Annotated in this window: 20 protein-coding genes; 13 read left to right on the forward strand and 7 right to left on the reverse strand. The window is 68.7% G+C overall.

Translation table 11 applies throughout. The features are described from left to right. Positions 1-346 precede the first annotated feature (346 nt). From WT26_RS23990 to WT26_RS24035, 10 genes are all read left to right on the forward strand, one after another. Entirely contained in the window at positions 347-1,720 is a 1,374-nt protein-coding gene (locus WT26_RS23990; RefSeq protein ID WP_069275126.1) for an undecaprenyl-phosphate glucose phosphotransferase, read from the forward strand. Positions 1,721-1,794: 74 nt separating this feature from the next. Then, complete coding sequence (locus tag WT26_RS23995; RefSeq protein ID WP_069274114.1) at positions 1,795-3,207, forward strand: UDP-glucose dehydrogenase family protein; 1,413 nt, start codon at positions 1,795-1,797, stop codon at positions 3,205-3,207. 15 nt (positions 3,208-3,222) lie between these two features. Continuing rightward, a complete protein-coding gene (locus tag WT26_RS24000; protein WP_069274115.1) occupies positions 3,223-3,666 on the forward strand; it encodes a low molecular weight protein-tyrosine-phosphatase in 444 nt (147 codons plus the stop codon). Continuing rightward, entirely contained in the window at positions 3,660-4,838 is a 1,179-nt protein-coding gene (locus tag WT26_RS24005) for a polysaccharide biosynthesis/export family protein (protein WP_069274116.1), read from the forward strand. Before WT26_RS24000 ends, WT26_RS24005 begins: the two co-directional genes overlap by 7 nt. A 49-nt stretch (positions 4,839-4,887) precedes the next feature. Then, entirely contained in the window at positions 4,888-7,113 is a 2,226-nt protein-coding gene (locus WT26_RS24010; RefSeq protein WP_069274117.1) for a polysaccharide biosynthesis tyrosine autokinase, read from the forward strand. 64 nt (positions 7,114-7,177) lie between these two features. Beyond that, complete coding sequence (locus WT26_RS24015) at positions 7,178-8,137, forward strand: glycosyltransferase family 2 protein (protein WP_059665649.1); 960 nt, start codon at positions 7,178-7,180, stop codon at positions 8,135-8,137. 32 nt (positions 8,138-8,169) lie between these two features. Beyond that, positions 8,170-9,309, forward strand: a complete 1,140-nt coding sequence (locus tag WT26_RS24020; protein ID WP_069274118.1) for a glycosyltransferase — start codon at positions 8,170-8,172, stop codon at positions 9,307-9,309. Between the two features lie 11 nt (positions 9,310-9,320). Next, on the forward strand, positions 9,321-10,787 hold the full coding sequence (locus WT26_RS24025; RefSeq protein WP_069275127.1) for an O-antigen ligase family protein: 1,467 nt from the start codon (positions 9,321-9,323) through the stop codon (positions 10,785-10,787). Then, complete coding sequence (locus tag WT26_RS24030; protein WP_048022243.1) at positions 10,784-11,968, forward strand: glycosyltransferase family 4 protein; 1,185 nt, start codon at positions 10,784-10,786, stop codon at positions 11,966-11,968. Before WT26_RS24025 ends, WT26_RS24030 begins: the two co-directional genes overlap by 4 nt. Then, positions 11,968-13,131, forward strand: a complete 1,164-nt coding sequence (locus tag WT26_RS24035) for a glycosyltransferase family 4 protein (protein WP_069274119.1) — start codon at positions 11,968-11,970, stop codon at positions 13,129-13,131. The genes WT26_RS24030 and WT26_RS24035 overlap by 1 nt, the downstream gene beginning before the upstream one ends. Before the next feature lie 18 nt (positions 13,132-13,149). Here the strand turns inward: WT26_RS24035 and WT26_RS24040 are convergent, their stop codons facing one another. Continuing rightward, positions 13,150-14,376: an MFS transporter gene (locus tag WT26_RS24040; RefSeq protein ID WP_069274120.1), complete on the reverse strand. Its 1,227-nt coding sequence runs from the start codon at positions 14,374-14,376 to the stop codon at positions 13,150-13,152. Positions 14,377-14,475: 99 nt separating this feature from the next. On the opposite strand from WT26_RS24040, the gene WT26_RS24045 reads away from it, so the two are divergent. Then, entirely contained in the window at positions 14,476-14,937 is a 462-nt protein-coding gene (locus WT26_RS24045; RefSeq protein ID WP_069274121.1) for a winged helix-turn-helix transcriptional regulator, read from the forward strand. Between the two features lie 211 nt (positions 14,938-15,148). On the opposite strand, the gene WT26_RS24050 is transcribed toward WT26_RS24045, so the two are convergent. Continuing rightward, the gene (locus tag WT26_RS24050) at positions 15,149-15,928 is read right to left on the reverse strand and encodes an AraC family transcriptional regulator (RefSeq protein WP_069274122.1); all 780 of its coding nucleotides are present in this window, start codon (positions 15,926-15,928) and stop codon (positions 15,149-15,151) included. A 32-nt stretch (positions 15,929-15,960) separates the two neighbouring features. Then, a complete protein-coding gene (locus tag WT26_RS24055; protein WP_027791040.1) occupies positions 15,961-16,302 on the reverse strand; it encodes an FKBP-type peptidyl-prolyl cis-trans isomerase in 342 nt (113 codons plus the stop codon). A gap of 405 nt (positions 16,303-16,707) precedes the next feature. On the opposite strand from WT26_RS24055, the gene WT26_RS24060 reads away from it, so the two are divergent. Beyond that, positions 16,708-17,628, forward strand: coding sequence for a metal-dependent hydrolase (locus tag WT26_RS24060; protein ID WP_069274123.1), 921 nt, complete (start codon positions 16,708-16,710; stop codon positions 17,626-17,628). Positions 17,629-18,121: 493 nt separating this feature from the next. Continuing rightward, positions 18,122-19,609: a sigma-54 dependent transcriptional regulator gene (locus WT26_RS24065; RefSeq protein ID WP_069274124.1), complete on the forward strand. Its 1,488-nt coding sequence runs from the start codon at positions 18,122-18,124 to the stop codon at positions 19,607-19,609. A 22-nt stretch (positions 19,610-19,631) separates the two neighbouring features. Here WT26_RS24065 and WT26_RS24070 read toward each other — a convergent pair whose 3' ends face one another. From WT26_RS24070 to WT26_RS24085, 4 genes are all read right to left on the reverse strand, one after another. Then, positions 19,632-20,030 carry a GtrA family protein gene (locus WT26_RS24070; RefSeq protein ID WP_069274125.1) on the reverse strand — a complete coding sequence of 133 codons (399 nt, stop codon included), beginning with the start codon at positions 20,028-20,030 and terminating at the stop codon, positions 19,632-19,634. Between the two features lie 22 nt (positions 20,031-20,052). Then, positions 20,053-21,117, reverse strand: coding sequence for a glycosyltransferase family 2 protein (locus tag WT26_RS24075; protein ID WP_069274126.1), 1,065 nt, complete (start codon positions 21,115-21,117; stop codon positions 20,053-20,055). 65 nt (positions 21,118-21,182) lie between these two features. Further along, a complete protein-coding gene (locus WT26_RS24080) occupies positions 21,183-22,523 on the reverse strand; it encodes a glycosyltransferase family 87 protein (protein ID WP_081333795.1) in 1,341 nt (446 codons plus the stop codon). Then, complete coding sequence (locus tag WT26_RS24085; protein WP_069274128.1) at positions 22,523-23,761, reverse strand: glycosyltransferase family 87 protein; 1,239 nt, start codon at positions 23,759-23,761, stop codon at positions 22,523-22,525. The genes WT26_RS24080 and WT26_RS24085 overlap by 1 nt, the downstream gene beginning before the upstream one ends. Between the last annotated feature and the right edge of the window lie 89 nt (positions 23,762-23,850).

Below are 23,850 nucleotides of genomic sequence, written 5' to 3' on the forward strand. Positions count from 1 at the left end.
TATTCGTCGATCGCCCGTAAGAGAAAAATTTTCCAGATGCCGGAAGGCGCAAATAAAAAATAAAAAAATAATTCGGAAAATTCGGGTCTGATGCCCGTCCATCATGGCTGACGCGGCGATTCGGCCGATTCGTGAACATCTTTATCTTTTCTCGGTCCGGGAAAAGATGCCGATATAAATCGCCTTCGGTCGGGCAGTAATTACCGATTATTTTTCGAAATACTTGTGCGCTTGAGGCGGAATTTTCTTACCGCTTCAATAGCGTCATGCAACGTTTGAATCGAATGTGCGGCACGGGTCGCACAAGGAGCTGTTCGGCAAACGCCTGTTCAAAGAGGAAGCAGACATGTTGAGCGTGCTGGCGAGAGTCATCGATATCGCGATGGTCGTAGCGGGGGCGCTGATCGCCGCCGCACTGCACGGCGGCAGCATCTGGCTCAACGACCTGCAGCGCACGACGGTGCTGTTCGACTGCCTGCTCGTCGTCGTGTTCTTTCCGGCCATCGGCATTTACCAGTCGTGGCGTGGCAAGCGTCTCGTCGGGCTGGTGGGGCGTGTCGCGTTCGCGTGGCTGGTGGTCGAGCTCGCGGGCATCCTGATGAGCTTCAGCTTCCATCAGTCGGGCGACCTGTCGCGGCTGTGGCTGGGTTACTGGGCGCTCGTGACGATGGCGCTGCTCGCCGGCTCGAAAGCCTGCGTGCACGTCGTGCTGCGGCAGCTGCGCCGCGGCGGCTACAACCTGAAGGCGGTCGCGATCGTCGGCGGCACGCCGGCGGCGCGGCGGCTGATCGCGCAGATGCGGGCGCGGCCGGAAGCCGGCTTCAACCCGGTGTGCGTGTACGACGAAAGCGCGCCGCCCGGTGAAGCGATGCTCGACGACGTGGCGATCGAGCGCCGCTTCGACACGCTCGTGCGCCTCGTGCGCAGCCGCGCGATCAGCGAGCTGTGGCTCACGCTGCCGCTGTCGGAAGAGCCGCAGATCAACCGGATCGTGACCGTGTTTCGCCACGACTTCGTGAACATCCGCTTCATTCCGGACGTGCGCACGCTGTCGTTCTTCAACCAGGAAGTGGTCGAGGTGCTCGGCGTGCCGGCGATCAACCTCGCGGCGTCGCCGATCACCGACGTGCGGATCCTGCCGAAGTTCGTGTTCGACCGGCTGTTCGCGCTGAACGCGCTCGTGGTGCTCGCGCCCGTGATGCTGCTGATCGCGCTGCTGATCAAGGCGACCTCGCCGGGGCCGGTGTTCTTTCGCCAGAAGCGCAAGGGCATCGACGGGCACGAGTTCGAGATCTACAAGTTCCGCTCGATGAAGGTGCACCAGGAAGTGGCCGGGCAGGTCACGCAGGCGACCAAGAACGACACGCGCGTGACGCCCGTCGGCCGGTTCCTGCGCCGCACGAGCCTCGACGAGCTGCCGCAGTTCATCAACGTGCTGAAGGGCGAGATGTCGGTCGTCGGCCCGCGTCCGCATGCGCTCGCGCACGACGACATCTACAAGGATCTCGTCAAGGGCTACATGTTCCGCTACCGGATCAAGCCGGGCATCACCGGGTGGGCGCAGATCAACGGCTATCGCGGCGAGACCGACCAGATCGAGAAGATGATGGGACGCGTGAAGCTCGATCTGTACTACATGCAGAACTGGTCGTTCTGGCTCGACATCAAGATCGTCGTGCTGACGCTCTGGAAAGGCTTCACCGGCAGCAACGCGTACTGAGTACCGAGGCCGCGCCACGCAGGCATCGCGGTTTTACGAATTTCGAATCATTGGTCAAGAGGTCCCGACACATCATGAATCTGACTATCATCGGCAGCGGTTACGTAGGTCTTGTCACCGGCGCCTGTCTCGCCGACATCGGGCACGACGTGTTCTGTCTCGACGTCGACCAGGCAAAGATCGACGTCCTGAACAATGGCGGCGTGCCGATCCACGAGCCGGGCCTCAAGGAAGTGATCGCGCGCAACCGCTCGGCGGGCCGCCTGCGCTTCTCGACCGATATCGAGGCCGCGGTCGCGCACGGCGACGTGCAATTCATCGCGGTCGGCACGCCGCCCGACGAGGACGGTTCGGCCGACCTGCAATACGTGCTCGCGGCGGCGCGCAACATCGGCCGTTACATGACGGGTTTCAAGGTGATCGTCGACAAGTCGACGGTGCCGGTCGGCACGGCCGAGCGCGTGCGCGCGGCGGTGGCGGAAGAGCTCGCGAAGCGCGGCGGCGACCAGATGTTCTCGGTCGTGTCGAATCCGGAATTCCTGAAGGAAGGCGCGGCGGTCGACGATTTCACGCGGCCGGACCGCATCGTGATCGGCTGCGACGACGACGTGCCGGGCGAACGCGCCCGCGAGCTGATGAAGAAGCTCTATGCGCCGTTCAACCGCAACCACGAACGCACGCTGTACATGGACGTGCGCTCGGCCGAGTTCACGAAATACGCGGCGAACGCGATGCTCGCGACCCGCATCTCGTTCATGAACGAGCTGGCGAACCTCGCCGATCGCTTCGGCGCCGACATCGAGGCCGTGCGCCGCGGGATCGGTTCCGATCCGCGCATCGGCTATCACTTCCTGTATGCCGGCTGCGGCTACGGCGGCTCGTGCTTCCCGAAGGATGTCGAGGCGCTGATCCGCACGGCCGACGAGCACGGGCAGGCGCTGCAGATCCTGAAGGCCGTGTCGTCGGTCAACGCCACGCAAAAGCGCGTGCTCGCCGACAAGATCGTCGCGCGCTTCGGCGAGGACCTGACCGGCCGCACGTTCGCGATCTGGGGCCTCGCGTTCAAGCCGAACACCGACGACATGCGCGAAGCGCCGAGCCGCGAGCTGATCGCCGAGCTGCTGTCGCGCGGGGCACGCGTCGCCGCGTACGACCCGGTCGCGCAGCAGGAAGCGCGCCGCGTGATCGCGCTCGATCTCGCCGATCACCCGAGCTGGCTCGAGCGCCTGAGCTTCGTCGACGACGAGGCGCAGGCCGCGCGCGATGCCGACGCGCTCGTGATCGTCACCGAATGGAAGATCTTCAAGAGCCCCGACTTCGTCGCGCTCGGCCGTCTGTGGAAAGCGCCGGTGATCTTCGACGGCCGCAACCTGTACGAGCCGGAGACGATGAGCGAGCAAGGCATCGAGTACCACCCGATCGGCCGGCCGGGCTCGCGCCAGGCGCTCGCCGCACGCCTTTCCGGAGCCGCCCGCGCGAACGCGTGAGGCCGGTCATACGCCATGTTCCGGAACATCCTGATCGTCTGCCACGCGAACGTCTGCCGCAGCCCGGCAGCGGAGATGCTGTTCAAGTCGCACGCCGCGTCGCGCGGCGGCCCGCGCCCGACGTTTCACTCGGCGGGCGTGCATGCGAACGACGGCGACGGCATCGATCCGGTGATGCGCCAGCTGCTCGCCGAGCGGGGCGTCGATGCGACGACCCACCGCTCGCGGCGGCTGTCGCGCCGGATCGTGCGCGACGCCGACCTGATTCTCGTCAGCGAGCGCGGACAGATCGCGGCCGTCGAACAGGTCGATCCGTTCGCGCGCGGCAAGGTCCACCTGCTCGGCAAGTGGGAAGGGGCCGAGATTGCCGATCCGCACGGCGGCCCTGAAGCCGGCTATCGCCGAAGCTACACATTGATCGAACGTCTGGTTCAAGGATGGCTACAGAAACTATGCTGAAACGCCCGATGCGCCCGGTGGCGCTTGCCGTCGCGCTGACGACCTTCCTGTCAGCCTGTGCAACCGCGCCCGGCAACTACCTCGATGCGTCGCGCCTGAAGGAAGAGGAGCGCGCGCAACCGTCCGAGACCTACACGGTCCACTACATCGACGCGAAGCTGATCATGGACCAGCTCCAGCAGCAGCGCGTGTCGCACCCGCTGCCGCCGTCGCGCTTCGCGGACCCGTCGCAATACGTGTACCGCATCGGTCCGCAGGACATCCTCGGCGTCACCGTCTGGGACCACCCCGAGCTGACGACGCCGCAGGGCCAATCGTTCTCGAGCGGCGGCAACACGACGCAGACGATCGCGGGCGCGCTGCAGCAACCCTATTCGTCGTCGCTGCCGGGCCAGGCCGATCCGTACGGCCAGACGGTGGCCGCCGACGGCACGATCTTCTTCCCGTTCGTCGGCCGCATCCACGTGGCGGGCAAGACGATCGCGCAGACCCGTGACGAGCTGGCCACGCGACTCGCGCGCTACGTGAAGAATCCGCAGCTCGACGTGCGCGTGCTGTCGTTCCGCAGCCAGAAGGTGCAGGTGACGGGCGAGGTGAAGACGCCGGGCCCGCTCGCGATGAGCGACGTGCCGCTGACGCTGGTCGACGCGATCTCGCGTTCGGGCGGCTCGACCACCGACGCCGACCTGCAGCGCGTGCGCCTGACGCGCGACGGCAAGCTCTACACGCTCGACGCGAACGGCGTGCTCGATCGCGGCGAAGTGCGGCAGAACGTGATGCTGCAGCCGGGCGACATCGTCAACGTGCCGGATCGCAGCGACAGCCGCGTGTTCATCATGGGCGAGGTCAAGACGCCGGTCACGGTGCCGATGCTCAAGGGCAAGCTGACCATCGCCGACGCGTTGACGGCCGGCGGCGGCATCCTCGACACCGATGCGAACCCGCGCAAGATCTACGTGATGCGCGGCATGCGCGACAACCCGACGAAGCCTGAAGTGTTCCGTCTGGACATGACGCAGCCCGATGCGCTGATGCTGTCGAGCCGCTTCCCGCTTCAGCCGCTCGACGTGGTCTACGTCAGCACGGCCAGCTCGGTGCAGTTCAACCGTGTGCTGCAGCAGGTGCTGCCGACGATCCAGACGATCTTCTACATGCGGCAAATCACGCGTTGACGAATCGCGGGACGGCCCGGCCGTCCCAGCCCAACTCAAGCGGGAACGAATGGTGAACACGCAAGCGAAACACTCCTACGCGGATCTGTCCGTGAAAACCGAGGAAGAGGATGTCGTCCTCGGCCAGTTGCTCCAGGTGATCATGGACGACATCTGGCTGCTGCTCGGCATCGCGGTGACGGTCGTCGCGCTCGCCGGCCTCTACTGCTATGTCGCGAAGCCGGTGTATCAGGCCGACGTGCACGTGCGGGTCGAGAGCAACGACAACACGTCGCAGGCGCTCACGCAGACGCAGACCGGTGCGACGATCAACACCGGTCCGCAGCAGGCGCAGACCGACGCGGAAATCGAGATCATCAAGAGCCGCGGCGTGGTCTCGCCGGTGGTCGAGCAGTTCAAGCTGAATTTCTCGGTCGTGCCGAAGACGCTGCCGGTGATCGGCAGCCTCGCCGCGCGCGTCGCGACGCCGGGCGAGCCGGCCAACGCGTGGCTCGGCCTGAAATCGTATGCATGGGGCGGTGAAGTGGCCGACGTCGATTCGATCAGCGTCGTGCCCGCGCTCGAAGGTAAGAAGCTCACGCTGACGGCCGGCCCGAACGGCACCTACACGCTCGCGGACGCGAACGGCGGCCGGATCCTGTCGGGCCGCGTCGGCGAGGCCGAGCAGGGCGGCGGCGTGACGCTGCTCGTGTCGAAACTCGTCGCGCGACCCGGCACGCAGTTCACGGTGGTCCGCTACAACGATCTCGACGCGATCAGCGGCTTCCAGACCGGCATCCAGGTGACCGAGCAGGGCAAGCAGACGGGCGTCGTGCAGATCTCGCTCGAAGGCAAGGACCCGGACCAGACCGCCGCGATCGCGAACGCGCTCGCGCAGTCGTACCTGAACCAGCACGTGGTCGCGAAGCAGGCCGAAGCGACCAAGATGCTCGACTTCCTGAAGGGCGAGGAGCCGCGCCTGAAGGCCGACCTCGAACGGGCGGAAGCCGCGCTGACGCAGTACCAGCGCACGTCGGGGTCGATCAACGCGAGCGACGAGGCGAAGGTCTACCTCGAGGGCAGCGTGCAGTACGAACAGCAGATCGCCGCGCAGCGCCTGCAGCTCGCGTCGCTCGCGCAGCGCTTCACCGATTCGCACCCGATGGTGATCGCCGCGAAGCAGCAGCTCGCGGAGCTGCAGGGCGAGAAGGACAAGTTCAGCAACCGTTTCCGCAGCCTGCCGGCCACCGAAGTGAAGGCCGTCCAGCTGCAGCGCGACGCGAAGGTCGCCGAGGACATCTACGTGCTGCTGCTGAACCGCGTGCAGGAGCTGTCGGTGCAGAAGGCCGGCACGGGCGGCAACATCCACCTCGTCGACTCGGCGCTGCGCCCGGGCGACCCGGTCAAGCCGAAGAAGGTGCTGATCCTGTCGGCCGCGGTGTTCCTCGGGCTGATCCTCGGCACCGGCGTCGTGTTCCTGCGCCGCAACCTGTTCCAGGGCATCGAGGATCCCGACCGCATCGAGCGCGCGTTCAACCTGCCGCTGTACGGGCTGGTGCCGCAAAGCGCCGAGCAGGTGAAGCTCGACGCGGCGGCCGAGAAGGGCGGCAGCCGCACACGGCCGATCCTCGCGAGCCTGCGTCCGAAGGATCTGAGCGTCGAGAGCCTGCGCAGCCTGCGCACCGCGATGCAGTTCGCGATGATGGACGCGAAGAACCGCGTGATCGTGCTGACGGGCCCGACGCCCGGCATCGGCAAGAGCTTCCTGACGGTCAACCTCGCGGTGCTGCTCGCGCATTCGGGCAAGCGCGTGCTGCTGATCGACGCCGACATGCGCCGCGGCCTGCTCGACCGCTACTTCGGCCTCACGTCGCAGCCTGGCCTGTCCGAGCTGCTGAGCGACCAGTCGGCGCTCGAGGACGCCGTGCGCGAGACGCCGGTGCAGGGCCTGTCGTTCATCTCGGCCGGCACGCGCCCGCCGAACCCGTCGGAGCTGCTGATGTCGACGCGCCTGCCGCAATACCTCGAAGGGCTCGGCAAGCGCTACGACGTCGTGCTGATCGATTCGCCGCCGGTGCTGGCGGTGACCGACGCGACCATCATCGGCCGCATGGCCGGCTCGACGTTCCTCGTGCTGCGCTCGGGCATGCATACCGAAGGCGAGATCGCCGACGCGATCAAGCGCCTGCGCACCGCGGGCGTCGACCTCGAAGGCGGGATCTTCAACGGCGTGCCGCCGAAGGCGCGCGGCTACGGCCGCGGTTATGCGGCCGTGCACGAATACCTGAGCGCCTGATCCGAATCGCACGTAACCGGGCTGGCCGCGCGTGCCGCCTGCCCGGTCGACAGGAGAACCAACGATGAAAATTTCCGTGCTCGTTCCGACCTATCGGCGCCCCGCCGACCTCGCGCGCTGCCTGCTGGCGCTGCAGCGGCAGCATCGGCTGCCCGACGAGGTGATCGTCGTCGCGCGCCCGGAGGACGATGCCACGCACGAACGGCTCGCCGATCCGGCGGTCGGCGGCGCGCTGCCGCTGCGCATCGTGCCGGTCGATGTGCCGGGCCAGGTCGCCGCGTTGAACAAGGGGCTCGACTCGGCGAACGGCGACATCGTCGCGATCACCGACGACGACGCGGCGCCGCATCCCGACTGGCTCGCCCGCGTCGAGTCGGCGTTCGAGGCCGACCCGCGCGTGGGCGCGGTCGGCGGGCGCGACTGGGTGCACGAGAAGGGCCGCGTGCTCGACGAATCGCGCGAGCTCGTCGGCCAGCTCACGCTGTCGGGCAAGATCGTCGGCAATCATCACCTCGGCGTCGGCGGCATGCGCGAAGTCGACATGCTGAAAGGCGCGAACATGAGCTACCGCCGTGCCGCGATCGAGCGGCTGCGCTTCGACACGCGGCTGCGCGGCGCCGGTGCGCAGGTGCACAACGACATGGGTTTCAGCATGCGCGTGCAGCGCGACGGCTGGAAGCTCGTCTACGACCCGGCGATCGCGGTCGATCATTTTCCGGCGGAACGCTTCGACGACGACCGGCGCGATGCCGCGTCGCTGAACGCGATCAGCAACGGCGCATACAACCTGCACCTGATCCTGCGCGAGCACCTGCCGCCCGTGCGGCGCGAAATCGCCTGGTGGTGGTGGACGCTGGTCGGTACGCGCGTCTATCCGGGCCTCGCGCACGTGCTGCTGTCGCTGCATACGGCGAAGCGCGAGCGGATCCGCGAGCACTGGCGCGCGGTGCGCCGCGGCGCGCGCGACGCCCGCCGCGCGAACCTTGCCCCCCACCGTGCGGCGATGCCGCCGGTGACGTCTTGAACGGCTCGCGCGGCCAAATCTGGAGGACTCGCATGACTGCGACGAAAGTGCACGTCCATCTGTTCCACGGCGCCGATCCGCGTACCTACCGGAAAGGCGAGAACATCGGCTGCCTGTACGGCTATCACCACGCCGAATCCGACGAATTCCGGCTGACCTATTCGCAGGACGGCGGCGAGGGCCGCGTCGCCAGCCTCGCGCGCCGCGCGCTGAAGGCGGCGCTCGGCTTCGACGTCGTGCATGCATGGCGCAACCGTGCCGCGCTGCTGAACACCGACGTGATCTGGACGCACACGGAGCAGGAGCACCTGGCCGCCTCGCTGATCCTGAAGCTGGCCGGCGCGCAGGGCAAGCGTCCGCTGCTGCTCGCGCAGAGCGTGTGGCTGTTCGACAAGTGGGGCAGCTTCGGCGGCCCGCGCCGCTGGCTGTACCGCAAGCTGATCGCGCGCGCCGACGCGCTGACCACGCTGGCCCGCGACAACGCCCAGTTGTGCCGCCGCTATCTGCATCGCGACGCGCTGTTCGTCCATTACGGGCTGAACACGCAGGATTTCCCGATCACGGAGCCGCAGCAATGGCAACCGAACCGGCCGCTGCGGATCGCGGCGATCGGCAACGACCGCGACCGCGACTGGCGCACGTTCCTCGCCGCGTTCGGCGGCGATGCGCGCTACGACGTGCGGCTGGCGACCCGGCGCCGCGTGCCGCGCGAGTGGCATGCGCCGAACGTGAAGATCGGCTCGGCGTCGGGGCTCGCGAAGCAGCACGAGCTGTACGCGTGGGCCGACGTGATCGTCGTGCCGCTGCGGCCGAACTTCCACGCGTCGGGCATCACCGTGATGCTCGAGGCGGCCGCGGTCGGCAAGCCGATGATCGTGTCCGACGTCGGCGGGCTCAGCGACTACTTCCCGCACGACACGGCCGCCTATGTGCCGGCCTTCGACGCCCAGGCGATGCGCCAGGCCGCCGATCGCTTCGCGGCGGACCCGCGCCGCGCGCTCGCGACCGCGCAGGCCGCGGCGGCGCGGCTGCGCGAGCGCGACCTGACCACGCAGGCGTTCGCCGAGCAGCACGTGCGGATCACGCGCGACATGCTGCGCCGGCGCCGGACGCCGGCGGCGGCGGGCCTGGCGATGCCGCTCGCGGATTCCCGTGCGTCGTCGTCGCGATGAGCACGGGTGCGATGAGTACGTCGATCGCCGCCGCTGAACCGTCCCGCGCGCGCCGCCGGTTTGCCGAGCCGAAGCACTGGGTCGGGCAGGCCGCGCTGTGGTCGTTTACCGCCGCGCTGATCGCCATTCACCAGGGCAAGGTGCTGACGCTCGCGTTTCCGGTGCTGGCCATCGCGGTCGGCATCTGGCTGTATTTCAAGAGCCCGGCGCGCTACGTCGGCTTCATGTGGTGGGTGTGGTTCCTGAGCCCGGAAGTGCGGCGTCTCGCCGACTGGTCGAAGGGCGCGTTCACGCCGACGAGCCTGATCCAGGTCGCGCCGCTCGCGGTGACGATGATCGCCGGCCTGGGCTTGATCCGGCATTACCGCGTGCTTGCGCAGCGGCGCGGAATCCCGATCCTGCTGATGCTGTTCGGGCTCGCGTACGCGTATCTCGTCGGGATCGTGTCGAGCGGGGTGATGGCCGCGACCTACGACCTCGCGAACTGGGTGTACCCGGTGCTGATCGGTTTCCACATCATGGTCAACGCACGCGACTATCCCGAATACCGCGACGTGCTGCTGTCCACGTTCATGTGGGGCATGCTCGTGATGGGCCTGTACGGCGTCGTGCAGTACTTCGTGATGCCGCAGTGGGACGTGCTGTGGATGATCGGCTCCGACATGGGTTCGCAGGGCGAGCCGGTGCCGTACGGCGTGCGCGTGTTCAGCACGATGAATTCGTCCGGGCCGTTCGCGTTCGCGATCATGGGCGCGCTGGTGTTCGTGTTCGCCGCGCCGCAGAAGATCCGCTGGTTCGCGGGCGCGGCCGGCTTCGTGTCGTTCGCGCTGTGTCTCGTGCGCTCGACGTGGGGCGGCTGGGTGATCGCGCTCGCGATCCAGCTCGTGCAGTCGAGCAACCGCGTGCGGATGCGGATCCTGATCAGCGGCGTCGTGCTGGTCGGGCTGTGCGTGCCGCTGCTGACCGTCGGGCCGGTGGCCGACCGTCTCGGCGCGCGCCTGCAGTCGATCACGAACCTGAAGGACGACCGCAGCTACGACGACCGCAACAAGTTCTATGCGACCTTCGCGCAGACGGCGTTCACCGACGTCGCCGGCGAGGGGATGGGCGCGACGGGTGCATCCACGAAGCTGTCGAGCGACAGCGGCGAGCTCGGCAAGTACGGCAGCTTCGACAGCGGCGTGATGAACGTGCCGTTCGTGCTCGGCTGGCCCGGTACGCTGCTGTATCTCTCCGGCGTCGTGATGCTGTTCGGCCGCACGCTGCGCGCGGCGTTCAGGCTGCGCAAGGACAAGTTCGTCGGCGCGTGCCTGAGCCTGTGCCTGTCGACTTTCGCGATGCTCGTATTCACGAACTCGCTGATCGGCACGGGCGGCCTGCTGATGTTCACGGCCATTTTTTCGATACTAGCCGCGGCGCACTGGCAAAAGGCACAACGCCTGCTGGCCGCCGCGCATTCACGGGGAGGCGACCATTGAGAATCGCGATCGTCACGCACGTCGTGCGACATAACGACGGCCAGGGCCGCGTCAATTACGAAATCGCGCGCGCGGCGCTGGCCGAGAACTACGAGGTCACGCTGGTTGCGTCGCACGTCGCGCCCGAGCTGCTGGCCGACCCGCGCGTGCGCTGGGTGCCGGTGAAGGTCGGCGGCTTCTGGCCGTCGAATCTCGTCAAGCAGCAGGTGTTCGCGCTGAAGAGCGCGGCCTGGCTGCGCGCGCACCGCAGCGAATACGACGTGCTGCACGTGAACGGCTTCATCTCGTGGATCAAGGCCGACGTAAATACCGCGCACTTCGTGCACGGCGGCTGGTTCAAGAGTCCGTACTATCCGTTCGGGCCGACGAAGGGGCTGTGGTCGGCCTATCAGTACGTCTATACGCGCGTGAACACCACGCTCGAGCGCTGGGCGTACAAGCGCTCGCGCGCGATCACGGCCGTGTCGCAGAAGGTGGCCGACGAGATCGCCGGGCTCGGCATCGACAGCCGCAAGATCAGCGTGATCTACAACGGCGTCGACGGCAGCGCGTTCGCCGGTGCGCAGGCCGACCGCGCGGCGTTCAAGCTGCCGGACGACGCGTTCCTGCTGCTGTTCGTCGGCGACCTGCGCACGCCGCGCAAGAACCTCGGCACCGTGCTGAAGGCGCTGACGAAGCTGCCGGCGAACGTGCACCTCGCGGTGGCCGGCTATCTGCCCGGCAGCCCGTATCCGGAAGAGGCGCGCGCGCTCGGCATCGACGCGCGCGTGCATTTCCTCGGCCTCGTGAAAAACATGCCGACGCTGATGCGCTCGGTCGACGCCTACGTGTTCCCGTCGCGCTACGAAGCGATGAGCCTGTCGTTGCTGGAAGCGATGGCGGCCGGGCTACCGGTCGTCACCGCGCGTACGGCGGGCGGCGCCGAAATCATCACGCGCGAATGCGGGATCGTGCTGGAGGACCCGGACGATCCGGCCGCGCTCGCGCAGGCGATCGGCTCGCTCGCGGCGTCGCGCGACACGTGCCGCGCGATGGGCGACGCGGCCCGCGAATTGATGACCCGTTTCGGCTGGGCGCACATGGGCGCCCAGTATGTCGCGCTCTACCGGCGCATCGGCCAACCCACGCAGCCGTCCGCCTTCGAGCGGGTCGAGCATGCAGTGACGCAGGAGCAATCGTAATGTCCCACTCTTCCCGGCCGATCAAATCGTTGCAGATCGGCATGCACTGGTTCCCCGAACGCGCGGGCGGCCTCGACCGGATGTACTACTCGCTCGTCGGCGCGCTGCCGGGCGCGGGTGTCGAGGTGCGCGGGCTCGTCGCCGGCTCGCCGAAAGTCTCCGACGACACGGGTGGCGCGATCCAGGGCTTCGGCCCTGCATCGGAGCCGCTCGCACGGCGGATGCTCGCCGCGCGACGCGCGCTGCGCGAGGAAGTCCGCAGCGAGCGGCCGGACGTGATCTCGTCGCACTTCGCGCTCTACACGTTCCCGGGCCTCGACGTCACGCGCGGGATTCCGCAGGTGTCGCATTTCCAGGGGCCGTGGGCCGACGAAAGCCAGGTCGAGGGCGCCGCGTCGCTCGGCCAGCGCGCGAAGCGTTATCTCGAGCAGGCCGTCTATACGCGCTCGTCACGGCTGATCGTGCTGTCGCAGGCGTTCGGCCAGATCCTGACGAACCGCTACGGGATCGACCCGTCGCGTGTGCGCGTGATTCCCGGCTGCGTCGATACCGCGCAGTTCGACACGCCGCTCACGCCTGCCGAGGCGCGGCACAAGCTGCAACTGCCGCAGGACCGGCCGATCGTGCTGGCCGTGCGCCGGCTCGTGCGGCGCATGGGGCTGGAGGACCTGATCGACGCGATCGGCCTCCTCAAGCACCGTCACCCGGACGTGCTGCTGCTGATCGCCGGCAAGGGCAAGATCGGCGAGGAACTGCAGCAGCGCATCGATGCGGCGGGCCTGCAGGACAACGTGAAGCTGCTCGGCTTCGTGCCGGACAACCATCTCGCGGCGCTGTACCGCGCGGCGACGGTCAGCGTCGTGCCGACGGTCGCGCTCGAAGGCTTCGGGCTGATCACCGTCGAATCGCTCGCGTCCGGCACGCCCGTGCTGGTCACGCCGGTCGGCGGGCTGCCGGAGGCGGTGGCCGGGCTGTCCGACGATCTCGTGCTGCCGTCCACCGGCGCGGACGCGATCGCGGAAGGGCTCGGTGCCGCGCTGTCGGGCGCGATCACGCTGCCCGACGAGGCCGCGTGCAAGCGCTATGCACGCGATCATTTCGACAACGCGGTGATCGCGCGGCGCGTTGCCGGCGTGTACGAAGAGGCGATCCAGGCCGGTTGAGCGCCGCTGCGTTCGTCGTCAGCGCGCGCGTTTCAGCGTTGCCGCCCAGAACGCGAGCGCGGCGGTGCTGACCGCCGCGCCGAGCACGCAGACGCCCGTCCATCCGGCGCGCGCATACATCATCGTCGCCGCAATCGCGCCGAGCCCGCTGCCGGCCGAATAGAACAGCATGTAGCAGCCGACGAGGCGCGCGTGCGCATCGGGCCGTGTGCCGAGAATCATGCTCTGGTTGACGACGTGGACGGCCTGCCCGCCGACGTCGAGCAGCACGATGCCGACGATCAGCAGCGGAATCGACGAAGTCGTGAACGCGAGCGGCAGCCACGACGCGACGAGCAGCGCGAGCGCGGCGCCGGTCGTCGTTTCGCCGCGCCCGCGATCCGCGAGCCGGCCCGCGCGGGCGGCGGCCGCCGCGCCCAGTGCGCCGACGAGGCCGAAGGCGCCGATCTGCGTATGCGACATCGCGTGCGGCGGCGCGCTCAGCGGCAGCACCAGTGCGCTCCAGAAGATGCTGAATGCCGCGAACATCAGCAGCGCGAGCATGCCGCGCACCTGCAGCACGCGGTCGCGGCGCAGCAGGAAGCCCATCGATGCGAGCAGTGCCGCATAGCCGATGCGCTCGCGCGGCGCACGCGCGTCGGGCAGCAGCCGCGACAGCACGACCCCCATCACGATCGCGATCGCCGCCGACGCGAGATAGACGGCCCGCCAGCCCGCGATGTCGGTGACGACGCCGGCCAGCGAGCGTGCGGCCAGCAACCCGACCACGACACCGCCTTGCGCGGCGCCCACCACGCGCCCGCGTTCGCCGGCGCCCGCGAGCGCGGCCGAGCACGCGATCAGCCCTTGTGTCATCGCGGTGCCGAGCAGCCCGACCGCGACCATCCCCGCCAGCAGCGCGATGCGCGTCGACGATGCGGCGACGCCGATGCAGGCCGCCGTCAGCAACAGAAGCTGCACGGCGATCAGGCGCTTGCGGTTCAGCAGGTCGCCGAGGGGCACGACGAACAGCAGCGCGAGCGCACAGCCCAGCTGCGTCGCGGTGATGACGCCGCCGACGGCCGCCTGCGACACGCCGAAATCCCGCGCGATCGAATCGAGCAGCGGCTGCGCGTAGTAGACATTCGCGACACTGGCCGCGCAGCACGCGGCCAGCGACGCGACGCGCGCGGTCGACAGGCGGTTGCCCGCGGCATCGGCGTCGGGCGCGCGACCGGCCGTCGCTGAAGTCACGGAAGTATCCATCGTTGCCCCTCGTGCAAAGTAGTTGCAAATTGAAACTGGTGTGAGTGTAGGAAAAGTAGTTTTAAAATGCAACCTGTTGACGTGTGAGCGGAGGAACGGATGGCCAAGCAGAAAAGTCTTGCGGATTCGCCGTGCCCGGTGGCACGGGCGACCGATATCGTCGGCGATCGCTGGGCATTGCTGATCGTGCGCGATGCGTTCGACGGCGTACGCCGGTTCGGCGATTTCCGCGCGAGCCTCGGCGTCGCGAGCAACATCCTGTCCGACCGGCTCAGGATGCTCGTGGCTGCGGGCGTGTTCGACGTCGTGCCGGCGTCGGACGGCAGCGCGTATCAGGAGTACGCGCTGACCAAAAAGGGCGAAGGGCTGTTCCCGGTGATCGTGATGCTGCGGCAGTGGGGCGAGGCGAACCTGTTCGCGCGAGGCGAGCCGCATTCGGTGCTGGTCGACCGCCAGACGGGGCGCGCGATCCGCAAGCTCGCGCTGCGCCACGACGACGGCCGGCCGGTGAAGGCGGGCGAGACGGTCGTCAGGAAGGTCGGCGGCGACGGCCAGGCCTGATGACGGTCTTGCCGAGCTCGAGGCGCGGCAGGCGCAGCATTCCCGGCTGCAATTCATGGTGATCCAGGCCGCGCACGGCGGATACGTGAGCCACTTCAAGCGCGACGTCTTTCCGTGGCGGCATCTGGTTCAGCAGGATCCCGGCGAAGCGTGACGACGAAGGCCGGCGCTGACGGCCGCGACGATGCGCGCGAACGCGCGAATCAGCCGCTCAATGACGATCGCCGCGCCAGCGACCCGGCGCGACGCCGAAGCGCTTCGTGAACGCGTGCGTGAACGTGCTCTGATCCGCGAAGCCGACCATCCCGGCGATATCGACGAGCGGATGCCGGCCGTCCGCGAGCAGGATCACGGCCGCGTCGAGACGCAGCCGCTGCAGGTAGCGATGCGGCGTTTCGCCGAACGCATCGACGAACAGCTGATGAAAGCGGCGCATCCCGTAGCCGCAGTGCGCGGCGAGATCGGCGATGCGCAGCGGCTCGGCGAGCCGCGCGCGCAGCCAGCGGTCGATGCGCGCGAAATCGAGGCCCGCCGCGGGCGCTGCCGCTGCGAGGCCGCCGCCGCCCAGCAGTGCGCCGCACAGCCGGGCGGCGGCCTGCCACTGGAAACGGTGCGCGGCCGCGCGCTGCGCGTCGCCGGCCGCGGCGTCGAGCCGTTCGGCGGCGGCCGCGACCCGCGCGACCAGCGACGTCAGGGCCGGATCGATTGCCACGGCGCGCGCGCTGTCGAACAGCCGCTGCGGCACCGCGAGCGACGCGAGGGGAAGATTGAGCACGAGCTGGCGATTCTCGCCGAGGCCCGCGTAATCGTGGCGCGCGCCGGCTGGAACCAGCCAGGCGCGGTGCCGGTCGAGCCGCTGGCTGACGCCGTCCACCGCCATCACCATCGCGCCGTCGATGCCGAGCACGATCTGGTGAAAGTCGTGCACGTCCGACGCTTCGAGCGCGTCGTAGCGTTGCAGCGCGACGGTGGGGGACGCGACGCGTTCCATCGGGCGGACGGCGGACGGCGGGCCGTGGGGCGTCAGATGGCGAGCAGTTCGACTTCGAACACGAGCGTCGCATTCGGCGGAATCACGCCGCCAGCGCCGCGCGGGCCGTAGCCGAGTTGCGGCGGGATCGTCAGGCGACGCACGCCGCCGACCTTCATGCCCTGTACGCCTTCGTCCCAGCCCTTGATGACCATGCCGCCGCCGAGCACGAACGCGAACGGGTCGTTGCGATCCTTGCTCGAATCGAATTTCTGACCGTCGGTCAGCCAGCCCGTGTAGTGGACGCTGACGGTCTGGCCGGCTTGCGCTACGTCGCCGGTGCCTTCGGTCAGGTCTTCGTATTTGAGGCCCGATTCGGTCGTGATGACAGACATGACTTCTCCTGAAAAAGGATGGGTAAAACCGCTATTGTAGGCGAGCACGGCGCTCGACCGGCCCGTTTGAATCGTTCCGGACCGATCGGCGGCCGCATGGCCCGCCTCGCGGCGCACGGCCGGCGCGCGCGTATGAATCCGGTTCCGCGTAGGCGCACGCACCTCCTGCGACGCCGGACGCGCGTTCGAATTTCCCTGTCGATGCGCGCCGTTTCGGCGCCGTTCGTTCCGTCGCTTGCACTGCAAGGTGTTTGGAAGCGTGCGTCTACCGCGCGGCTTGCGCGTGCGGGGCGCTGCGACCTATCTTTACATCTGTCAATGTCAACATTGCCGATGGCGTGGACCGGCCCGGAACGGCATGGCACGAGACCCGTGCACGAAGCATGGGACAGGAGACGAACCAACATGAAGTCTGCCGCTTCCGCCACCGCAGCCGGGATCATGCCGGTGCGCCGCGACCTGCGCTTCGACCTGCCGGTCGAACGCGCGAAGGACTGGCATGGCCTCGGGTCGCACGTGACCCATTTCTTCAATGCGCTGTCGCTGCTGTTCCCGGCCGGCGAGCGCTTCTTCATGGATTCGGTGCGCAATTATCGCGACCGGATCGACGATCCCGTGCTGAAGCAGCAGGTGCTCGGCTTCATCGGCCAGGAGGCGATGCACACGCGCGAGCACGTCGAGTACAACGAGCTGATGCAGGCGAACCGCCTGCCCGCGCGCAAGCTCGACAAGCGCGTATGGGCGGTGCTCGGCTACATGAAGCGCAAGCTGCCGCATTCGGTGCAGCTCGCGCACACGGTCGCGGCGGAGCACTACACGGCGATGCTTGCCGACTGGCTGCTGCGCGATCCGACGCGCCTGGAAGGCTCGGTCGAGGGCTACCGCCAGATGTGGATCTGGCACGCGCTCGAGGAAACCGAGCACAAGGCCGTGTCGTTCGACGTGTGGAACGCGGTGATGAAGCCGGGCGCGCGGCGCTACTGCGTGCGCATCGGCGTGTACCTGCTGACGACGCTGACGTTCTGGCCGACCGTGTTCCTGATGCACGCGACGCTGCTGTGGCGCGATCCGGCCGCCCGGCGCCACCGCGTGCGCGGGACGCTGAGCATGATCGCGTTCCTGTACGGGCCACGCCGCGGGCTGTTCCCGCGCATCGCCGGCGAATGGCTCAGCTTCTTCCGGCCGGGCTTCCATCCGTGGGACCACGACAATCATCACCATCTCGCGCGGGTCGACGCGCTTGCCGCCACCTACGGCGAACACGGCGGCACGCCGGCCGGCCGTGGCCGCGCGAATGCGCTCGCGCCGCTGACGTCCGGACGCTGACGGGCGCTGATCGGCATTGACCGCCGAGGGCGCCGTGTTGCGCCCGCACATCAGTCGGCTGCGTCTGACGATTGACCTCGGTCAATCGTCGCGATCCGCCCCCGATCGCGTTCGCCCGCTTCGAATCGGACCCGGAATCGACGGTCGCCGGCGTGGCGGGCGCGGCGGCCGCCGCCATGCCCGGCGCATCGCGGACGGCGCCGGCTGCGCGGCCTTCTGCGCCACGCGTCCGACCCTGGCCCCCAACGCCCGGCCACCTCCGCGCGGCGCCAGCCCGTTTCGCGGCCGCTGTGCCACCGGGATAACACCCATCTAGCCGCACCGTGCCGGCGCCGATATACCGCTTAAGGCAGGCTTCGAGCCGAGGCAATTATTGCGCCGGGGTATTTTATTCGGACGGAAATGCGGCCAATATGTCGGTTCGATTGTCTGGTCTGTCGCGCGCCACGGCGTCGAGCCGAAGCGCGCGACCAACGCAGAGCGGGGAACAACGATGGTGTCAAAGTCACCCGATGCAACCAGGGGGGCGGCGTCCGCTGCAACCGACGCGCCGCCGGTATCCATCACCGCGCCCGAGGACGGACGCAAGCTGTTCGTGATCATGCGTTCGCCCGACGAGCCGTTGCTTGCGCAACTGCGCGGGCTGGGCTGGGAAATCTCCGTCGCGAAGACAGCCGGCGCCGCGCAGAACATGACGTCCGGCGTGAGCGTCGCCGCGGGGCTGGTCGATTTCTCCGGGTTCACGTCGCGCGACTATCCCGCGCTGAAGGCGTGCCTGAGCCAGCCGTCGATCGGCTGGATTTCCATCGCCCAGGCCGGCGTCACGATCGGCCCGGCCGTGCGCGAGCTGATCCGCAGCTACTGCTTCGACTACGTGACCCTTCCGTTGCCCTACGAATGGATTTCGCACGTGCTCGGCCACGCGCGCGGGATGGCCGCGCTCGATCGCGTCGATGGCGCGGCCTACGCGGCGTCGATCGGCGAACACGGGATGATCGGCAACTGCGAGGCGATGCAGCAGCTGTTCAGCACGATTCGCAAGGTCGCGAAGACGGACGCGAGCGTGTTCATCTCGGGCGAGTCGGGCACCGGCAAGGAGCTGACGGCGCTCGCGGTTCACGAGCGTTCCGGCCGCGGCAAGGGGCCGTTCATCGCGATCAATTGCGGCGCGATTCCGCATCACCTGCTGCAGTCGGAACTGTTCGGCTACGAGCGCGGCGCGTTCACCGGCGCGAACCAGCGTCGCGCGGGCCGGATCGAATCGGCGAACGGCGGCACGCTGTTCCTCGACGAAATCGGCGACATGCCGGTCGAAAGCCAGGCGAGCCTGCTGCGCTTCCTGCAGGAAGGGAAGATCGAGCGGCTCGGCGGGCAGGAATCGATTCCGGTCGACGTACGGATCATCTCGGCCACCCACGTGGATCTCGACGGCGCGGTCGAGGCCGGGCGTTTTCGCGCTGACCTGTATCACCGCCTGTGCGTGCTGCGCATCCACGAGCCGCCGCTGCGCGCGCGCGGCAAGGACATCGACATCCTCGCGCACTACGTGCTGCAGAAGTACAAGGCCGATAGCGGCCGCAAGATCAGCGGCTTCACGTCGGCCGCGCTCGACGCGATGCGGCGCTACGAGTGGCCCGGCAACGTGCGCGAGCTGATCAACCGCGTGCGGCGCGCGATCGTGATGGCCGAGAGCCGGCTGCTGACGCCGCACGATCTCGGGCTCGATACGCCGGGCGAGACCGAACCCGTGACGCTCGAACAGGCGCGGGCGCTCGCCGAGCGCACCGCGATCGAGAATGCGCTGCTGCGCAACGATCACCGCATCAACAAGGCCGCCGCCGAACTCGGCATTTCGCGCGTCACGCTCTACCGGATGATGATCGAGCACGGGCTGAACGATCACGACAACGGCGACGGCGGCAAGGACGGCGCGCCGACCGAGCCGCCGTCAGGCGACGAGGGCCATCGCCGGGTCGGTTGAACGGCGGTGGCGGCCGCGCTGACTAGCGATAGGTCCAGAGCCGGTGCAGCACGAACGTGACGGGCGGCACGCACAGCACGACCGCGACGACGCTCCATCCGGCGGCGAGGCCGAGCGCCTCGGTGCCGCGCGCGAGCAGCATCGTCTCGGCGAGCCCGGACACCGCGACCGTGAGGAAGCGCACGAGGTTGCTCCATTGCACGGTCGACGAAAAACTCCACAGCGTGTTGGCGAGATACGAGAACGCGGTCGCGCAGACGAACGCGACCGCGTTCGCGGTCACGGGCGTCGCGTCGAGCAGCGCGAACATCGCCGACGCGATGAGCGCGTGGAGCGCGGTCGAGCCGAGGCCCGACACGCCGAAGCGGATGAGCCGCCCGCGTTCGGCGGCGTAGAGGGCGCGAATCACCTGGATCTCCATGGCAGTGTTCGGTGCGCGGTGTTCAGTGTACAGCGACGCGATGACGCGTCAGCGCGCGGCGGCGCGCAAGGTCGGCGCGCGCGGTGGCCGCCGCCTGGCGCAGCGAGTCGCGCGACACGGGCAGCGTCGTCACCTTGCCGTGCGCCTGGTAGCGGCGGCGGATCAGGTAGACGGGCCGTTGCTTCGACTCGTCGTAGATCCGCCCGATGTATTCGCCGACGACACCGATCCCGATGAGCTCGATGCCGCCGATGAACAGCGTGACCGAGATCAGCGACGCATAACCGAGCACCGGATTGCCGAACAGCAGCGTACGGAAGATGATGAACGCGCCGTACAGGAACGCGAGCGCGGCGATGCCGACGCCGATGTAGGTCCAGCTGCGCAGCGGCACGGTGCTGAAGCTGGTGATGCCCTCCAGCGCGAAATTCCACAGCTTCCAGCCGGAAAATTTCGAGTGCCCGGCACTGCGCGCGTCGCGCTGGTATTCGACGATGACCGTCCGGTAGCCGACCCACGCGAACAGCCCCTTCATGAAGCGATGCCGCTCGGGCAGGCTGCGCAGCGCGTTCACGACCTTGCGGTCCATCAGCCGGAAATCGCCGACGTTCTCCGGCAGTTTCACGTCCGACAGCAGGTTGTGCACGCGATAGTAGATCGCGGCCGCCGTGCGCTTCGCGAACGAATCGCACGCGCGGTTGCTGCGCTTCGCGGCGACGACTTCCGCACCGTCGCGCCAGTGTTCGATCATCACGGGAATCAGGCTCGGCGGGTCCTGCAGGTCGGCGTCGAGCGGAATCACCGCGTCGCCGAGCGCTTCGTCCAGACCGGCCGTGAGCGCCGCTTCCTTGCCGAAGTTGCGGGTCAGGTCGATCACCCGCACGCGGCGGTCCTTCGCACCGATCGCGATCAGCCGCTCGAGCGTGTCGTCGCGGCTGCCGTCGTTCACGCAGACGATCTCGAACCGGATGCCGTCGATGGACGTCATCAGCGGCATCACGACGTCGAAGAAGCGCTCGACGGCCTCGCCTTCGTTATAGAACGGCACGACCAGCGAGACGAGTGGTGGTTGTGGTTGAGCCCGCATGACGTTTCCCCCTGTGTATGCCGCTTCGGTGCCGGCTGCCGGACGGCAGCGGCCGAGCGGTCGAATCAATGAAGCCGCGGCGCCGCGTGGCGCGGCCGCACGGCGTGCGCGAAATCGGTGTCGGTCGCGCTGTCGTGCGCGTCCGGCATGCACGGCGCGTCGTGGCGTTCGTGCGCGATGCGCGTGATGAGCAGCAACAGCGACACGGCCGTGACGAGCGGCATGAACTGCACGTGCAGATGCGCGATGGCGAGGCTCGCCAGCGGCGCGGCCCACAGCAGCGCCAGCCACTCCCGGTCGAAGCGCCGCCAGCCGAACGCGAACGCGTGACGCGCGTACCACGCGATCACGAGGCCGTACCACGCGAGATCGCAGTCGATCAGCGACGGGCCGGCCAGCAGGCACGCGCACGCGAGCGTCGCGGCGCGCAGCGCGTACGCGCAGTCGCCGCGCCACGCGTAGACGACGGCCGCCGCCGCGCACACGATCGACAGCGCCTGCAGCGTCCGCGCGACGAACGGCGGCCAGCCGGCCAGCGCCGCCATCGCCTGTGCGGTCGGCATGCGCGCGAGCAGCGCGGGCGCGGCGCCGGCCGCGCGGCGCGCGTCGTCGATCGCCTGCGCGAACGCGAGCCACGCGTGCGGGCCGAACGCGAGTGTCGCGAGCGCGGCGCTGCCCGCGATCGTCGCGGCCCACGCGGCCAGTGCGCGCCATTGGCCGGCGCACAGCAGCGCGAGCGGGAACAGCACCGCGAGCTGCGGTTTCATGCTCAGCAGCCCGAAGCAGACGCCGGCGGCGAGCGGGCGCCGCTGCAGCAGCAACAGTCCGAAGCCGGCGAGCGATGCGGTGACGAGCGCGTCCTGCCCGGTGACGGTCGCGAGGAACGCGCCGGGGAACGCCCACGCGCACAGCGCGGCGGAGCGGCGCTGCACGATCAGGCGGCTCGCGGCGACGAACAGCGCATACCCGCCGCCGAGCCACAGGGCCGCCGCGAGCGCGTAGGGCAGCCAGCCGAGCGGCATCGCCATCCACAGCGTGCCGGGCGGGTAGCGCCACGGCATCGCGGCCGACGCGCCGTGCAGCGCCGGAATCGCCTGCGCCTCGACCGCGTGCAGCGCCGCGCCATGCCATGCGTCGAGCGCACGCCCGTGCGCGGCGAGCCACGCGGCGCTCCAGGCCGGCGCGAAATCGGACGCGGGCGGCGTCAGCGTGTCGCCGTGCGGGCCCAGCAGGCGCACGACGTAGATTCCGGCGAACAGCAGGTAGCAGCACAGCGCGATGCACGCATAGGCGCGCACGCGGCGCAGCGTGAGCCAGTGGGGCCGGCGGCGCGGGCCGGCCGCCGGCAGTTCGGGATGCGCGTCGAACGCGGGCAGCGCGTCGCGGCCGGAGTGACGGAGCTGCATCATGCGGCTCCCGGCGCGAGCGACGCGCGGCGCAGGACGACGAACAGCAGGCTCAGCAGCACGACCGGGCCGATTTGCGGCAGCAGGAACAGGCGGTTGACGAACTCGAACGCGGGCAGCAGCCACGCGAGCACGACCACCGGCTGGTCGCCCGGCAGCCAGCCTTCGTCGAGGCCGTGCGCGATCAGGCAGAAGATCGCGATGCCGAGCCACGTCAGTTCGTAGTTCCACAGATACGGCGTCGTCAGCAGCGTGGCGACCGCCAGCACCGCACCGCGCAGGCGCATGTCGGGCGTGCGGCGCCACACGGCAACCGCGGCCGTCGCGGCGACCAGCGCGATCGCGGCCTGCGCCGCGTACGCGAGCGTCGGCGACGCGCCGGCTAGCCGCAGCGCCGCGAGCGGCGAAGGCGACACCAGCCAGTACTCCACGCCGTACTCGACGATCATCTCGCGCACCATCGTCATGCCGTTCGCGAAGCCGCGCAGCGCGGCGCCGCCGCCGAGCGCGACGCTGGCCGCCGCGAACAGCGCGGAGCCGGCTGCTGCGGCGGCGAACGCCCGCCACGCGCGCGTGGCGATCAGCACGACCGGGAACACCACGGCCAGTTGCGGCTTGATCGCGAGCAGGCTGACGAGCAGGCCGGCTGCGACCGGCCGCCGTTCGAGATGGCGCAGCGCGAGCGCCGCGATGCCGGCGGTGAGCAGGCCGTTCTGGCCGCTCGCGATCGCGACGAACACGCCGGGGAACGCCAGCAGCGCGAGCGTGACGGCGCCCGGTTGCGCGAGGTGCGCGCGCAGCCCGGACAGGCCGGCGACGCCTCGCGCATAGCATAAAAGACTGCCCGCGAAAAAGAGGAAGAAAGCGGGCAGAAACGGCACGAAAGCGAGCGGCACGACGAGCAGCAGCATCGTCGGCGGATACAGCCACGGCAGGAAGCCGCGATGCAGGTACGCGCCGAACCGCAGCAGTTCGGCGTGCGTGAAGAAGCTGAAATCGTAGATCGAGCCGACCTGTCCGTGCAGGATCAGGTCGGAGGCCGTCCAGAACACCGCGAAGTCGACGCCAGGGCGCACCGCCGTGTCGGCGCTGAAGCCGTGCGTCGTCCACGCCCATGCGCCCAGCGTGAGCGCGATGAGCAGCAGCATCGCGCAGCTGTACGGAACGATCCGGTCGGCTGTCAGCCACTGTGTGCTGCGCAGCGCGCGCCAGCGCGCCCCCCGATTTGCTACGTACATGATGCCCCGCCTGCAGGTGGTGGCTGCATCGTCGATGCAGCCCGTTGGTATCGTGTGGTATCGCACGGACTTCGAATCGTGTTCGCTTT

Source organism: Burkholderia cepacia (genome assembly GCF_001718835.1).
GTDB lineage: Bacteria > Pseudomonadota > Gammaproteobacteria > Burkholderiales > Burkholderiaceae > Burkholderia > Burkholderia cepacia_F.

Excerpts from the sequence above, each read along its gene's own strand:
- WT26_RS24035 (WP_069274119.1), top strand. The coding sequence starts at position 11,968 with ATGTCCCACTCTTCCCGGCCGATCAAATCGTTGCAGATCGGCATGCAC.
- WT26_RS24005 (WP_069274116.1), top strand. The coding sequence starts at position 3,660 with ATGCTGAAACGCCCGATGCGCCCGGTGGCGCTTGCCGTCGCGCTGACG.
- WT26_RS24060 (WP_069274123.1), top strand. The coding sequence starts at position 16,708 with ATGAAGTCTGCCGCTTCCGCCACCGCAGCCGGGATCATGCCGGTGCGC.
- WT26_RS24070 (WP_069274125.1), bottom strand. The coding sequence starts at position 20,030 with ATGGAGATCCAGGTGATTCGCGCCCTCTACGCCGCCGAACGCGGGCGG.
- WT26_RS24025 (WP_069275127.1), top strand. The coding sequence starts at position 9,321 with ATGAGTACGTCGATCGCCGCCGCTGAACCGTCCCGCGCGCGCCGCCGG.
- WT26_RS24020 (WP_069274118.1), top strand. The coding sequence starts at position 8,170 with ATGACTGCGACGAAAGTGCACGTCCATCTGTTCCACGGCGCCGATCCG.
- WT26_RS24055 (WP_027791040.1), bottom strand. The coding sequence starts at position 16,302 with ATGTCTGTCATCACGACCGAATCGGGCCTCAAATACGAAGACCTGACC.
- WT26_RS24085 (WP_069274128.1), bottom strand. The coding sequence starts at position 23,761 with ATGTACGTAGCAAATCGGGGGGCGCGCTGGCGCGCGCTGCGCAGCACA.
- WT26_RS24000 (WP_069274115.1), top strand. The coding sequence starts at position 3,223 with ATGTTCCGGAACATCCTGATCGTCTGCCACGCGAACGTCTGCCGCAGC.
- WT26_RS24010 (WP_069274117.1), top strand. The coding sequence starts at position 4,888 with ATGGTGAACACGCAAGCGAAACACTCCTACGCGGATCTGTCCGTGAAA.
- WT26_RS24040 (WP_069274120.1), bottom strand. The coding sequence starts at position 14,376 with ATGGATACTTCCGTGACTTCAGCGACGGCCGGTCGCGCGCCCGACGCC.
- WT26_RS24045 (WP_069274121.1), top strand. The coding sequence starts at position 14,476 with ATGGCCAAGCAGAAAAGTCTTGCGGATTCGCCGTGCCCGGTGGCACGG.
- WT26_RS24050 (WP_069274122.1), bottom strand. The coding sequence starts at position 15,928 with ATGGAACGCGTCGCGTCCCCCACCGTCGCGCTGCAACGCTACGACGCG.
- WT26_RS24080 (WP_081333795.1), bottom strand. The coding sequence starts at position 22,523 with ATGCAGCTCCGTCACTCCGGCCGCGACGCGCTGCCCGCGTTCGACGCG.
- WT26_RS24065 (WP_069274124.1), top strand. The coding sequence starts at position 18,122 with ATGGTGTCAAAGTCACCCGATGCAACCAGGGGGGCGGCGTCCGCTGCA.
- WT26_RS23995 (WP_069274114.1), top strand. The coding sequence starts at position 1,795 with ATGAATCTGACTATCATCGGCAGCGGTTACGTAGGTCTTGTCACCGGC.
- WT26_RS24015 (WP_059665649.1), top strand. The coding sequence starts at position 7,178 with ATGAAAATTTCCGTGCTCGTTCCGACCTATCGGCGCCCCGCCGACCTC.
- WT26_RS23990 (WP_069275126.1), top strand. The coding sequence starts at position 347 with ATGTTGAGCGTGCTGGCGAGAGTCATCGATATCGCGATGGTCGTAGCG.
- WT26_RS24075 (WP_069274126.1), bottom strand. The coding sequence starts at position 21,117 with ATGCGGGCTCAACCACAACCACCACTCGTCTCGCTGGTCGTGCCGTTC.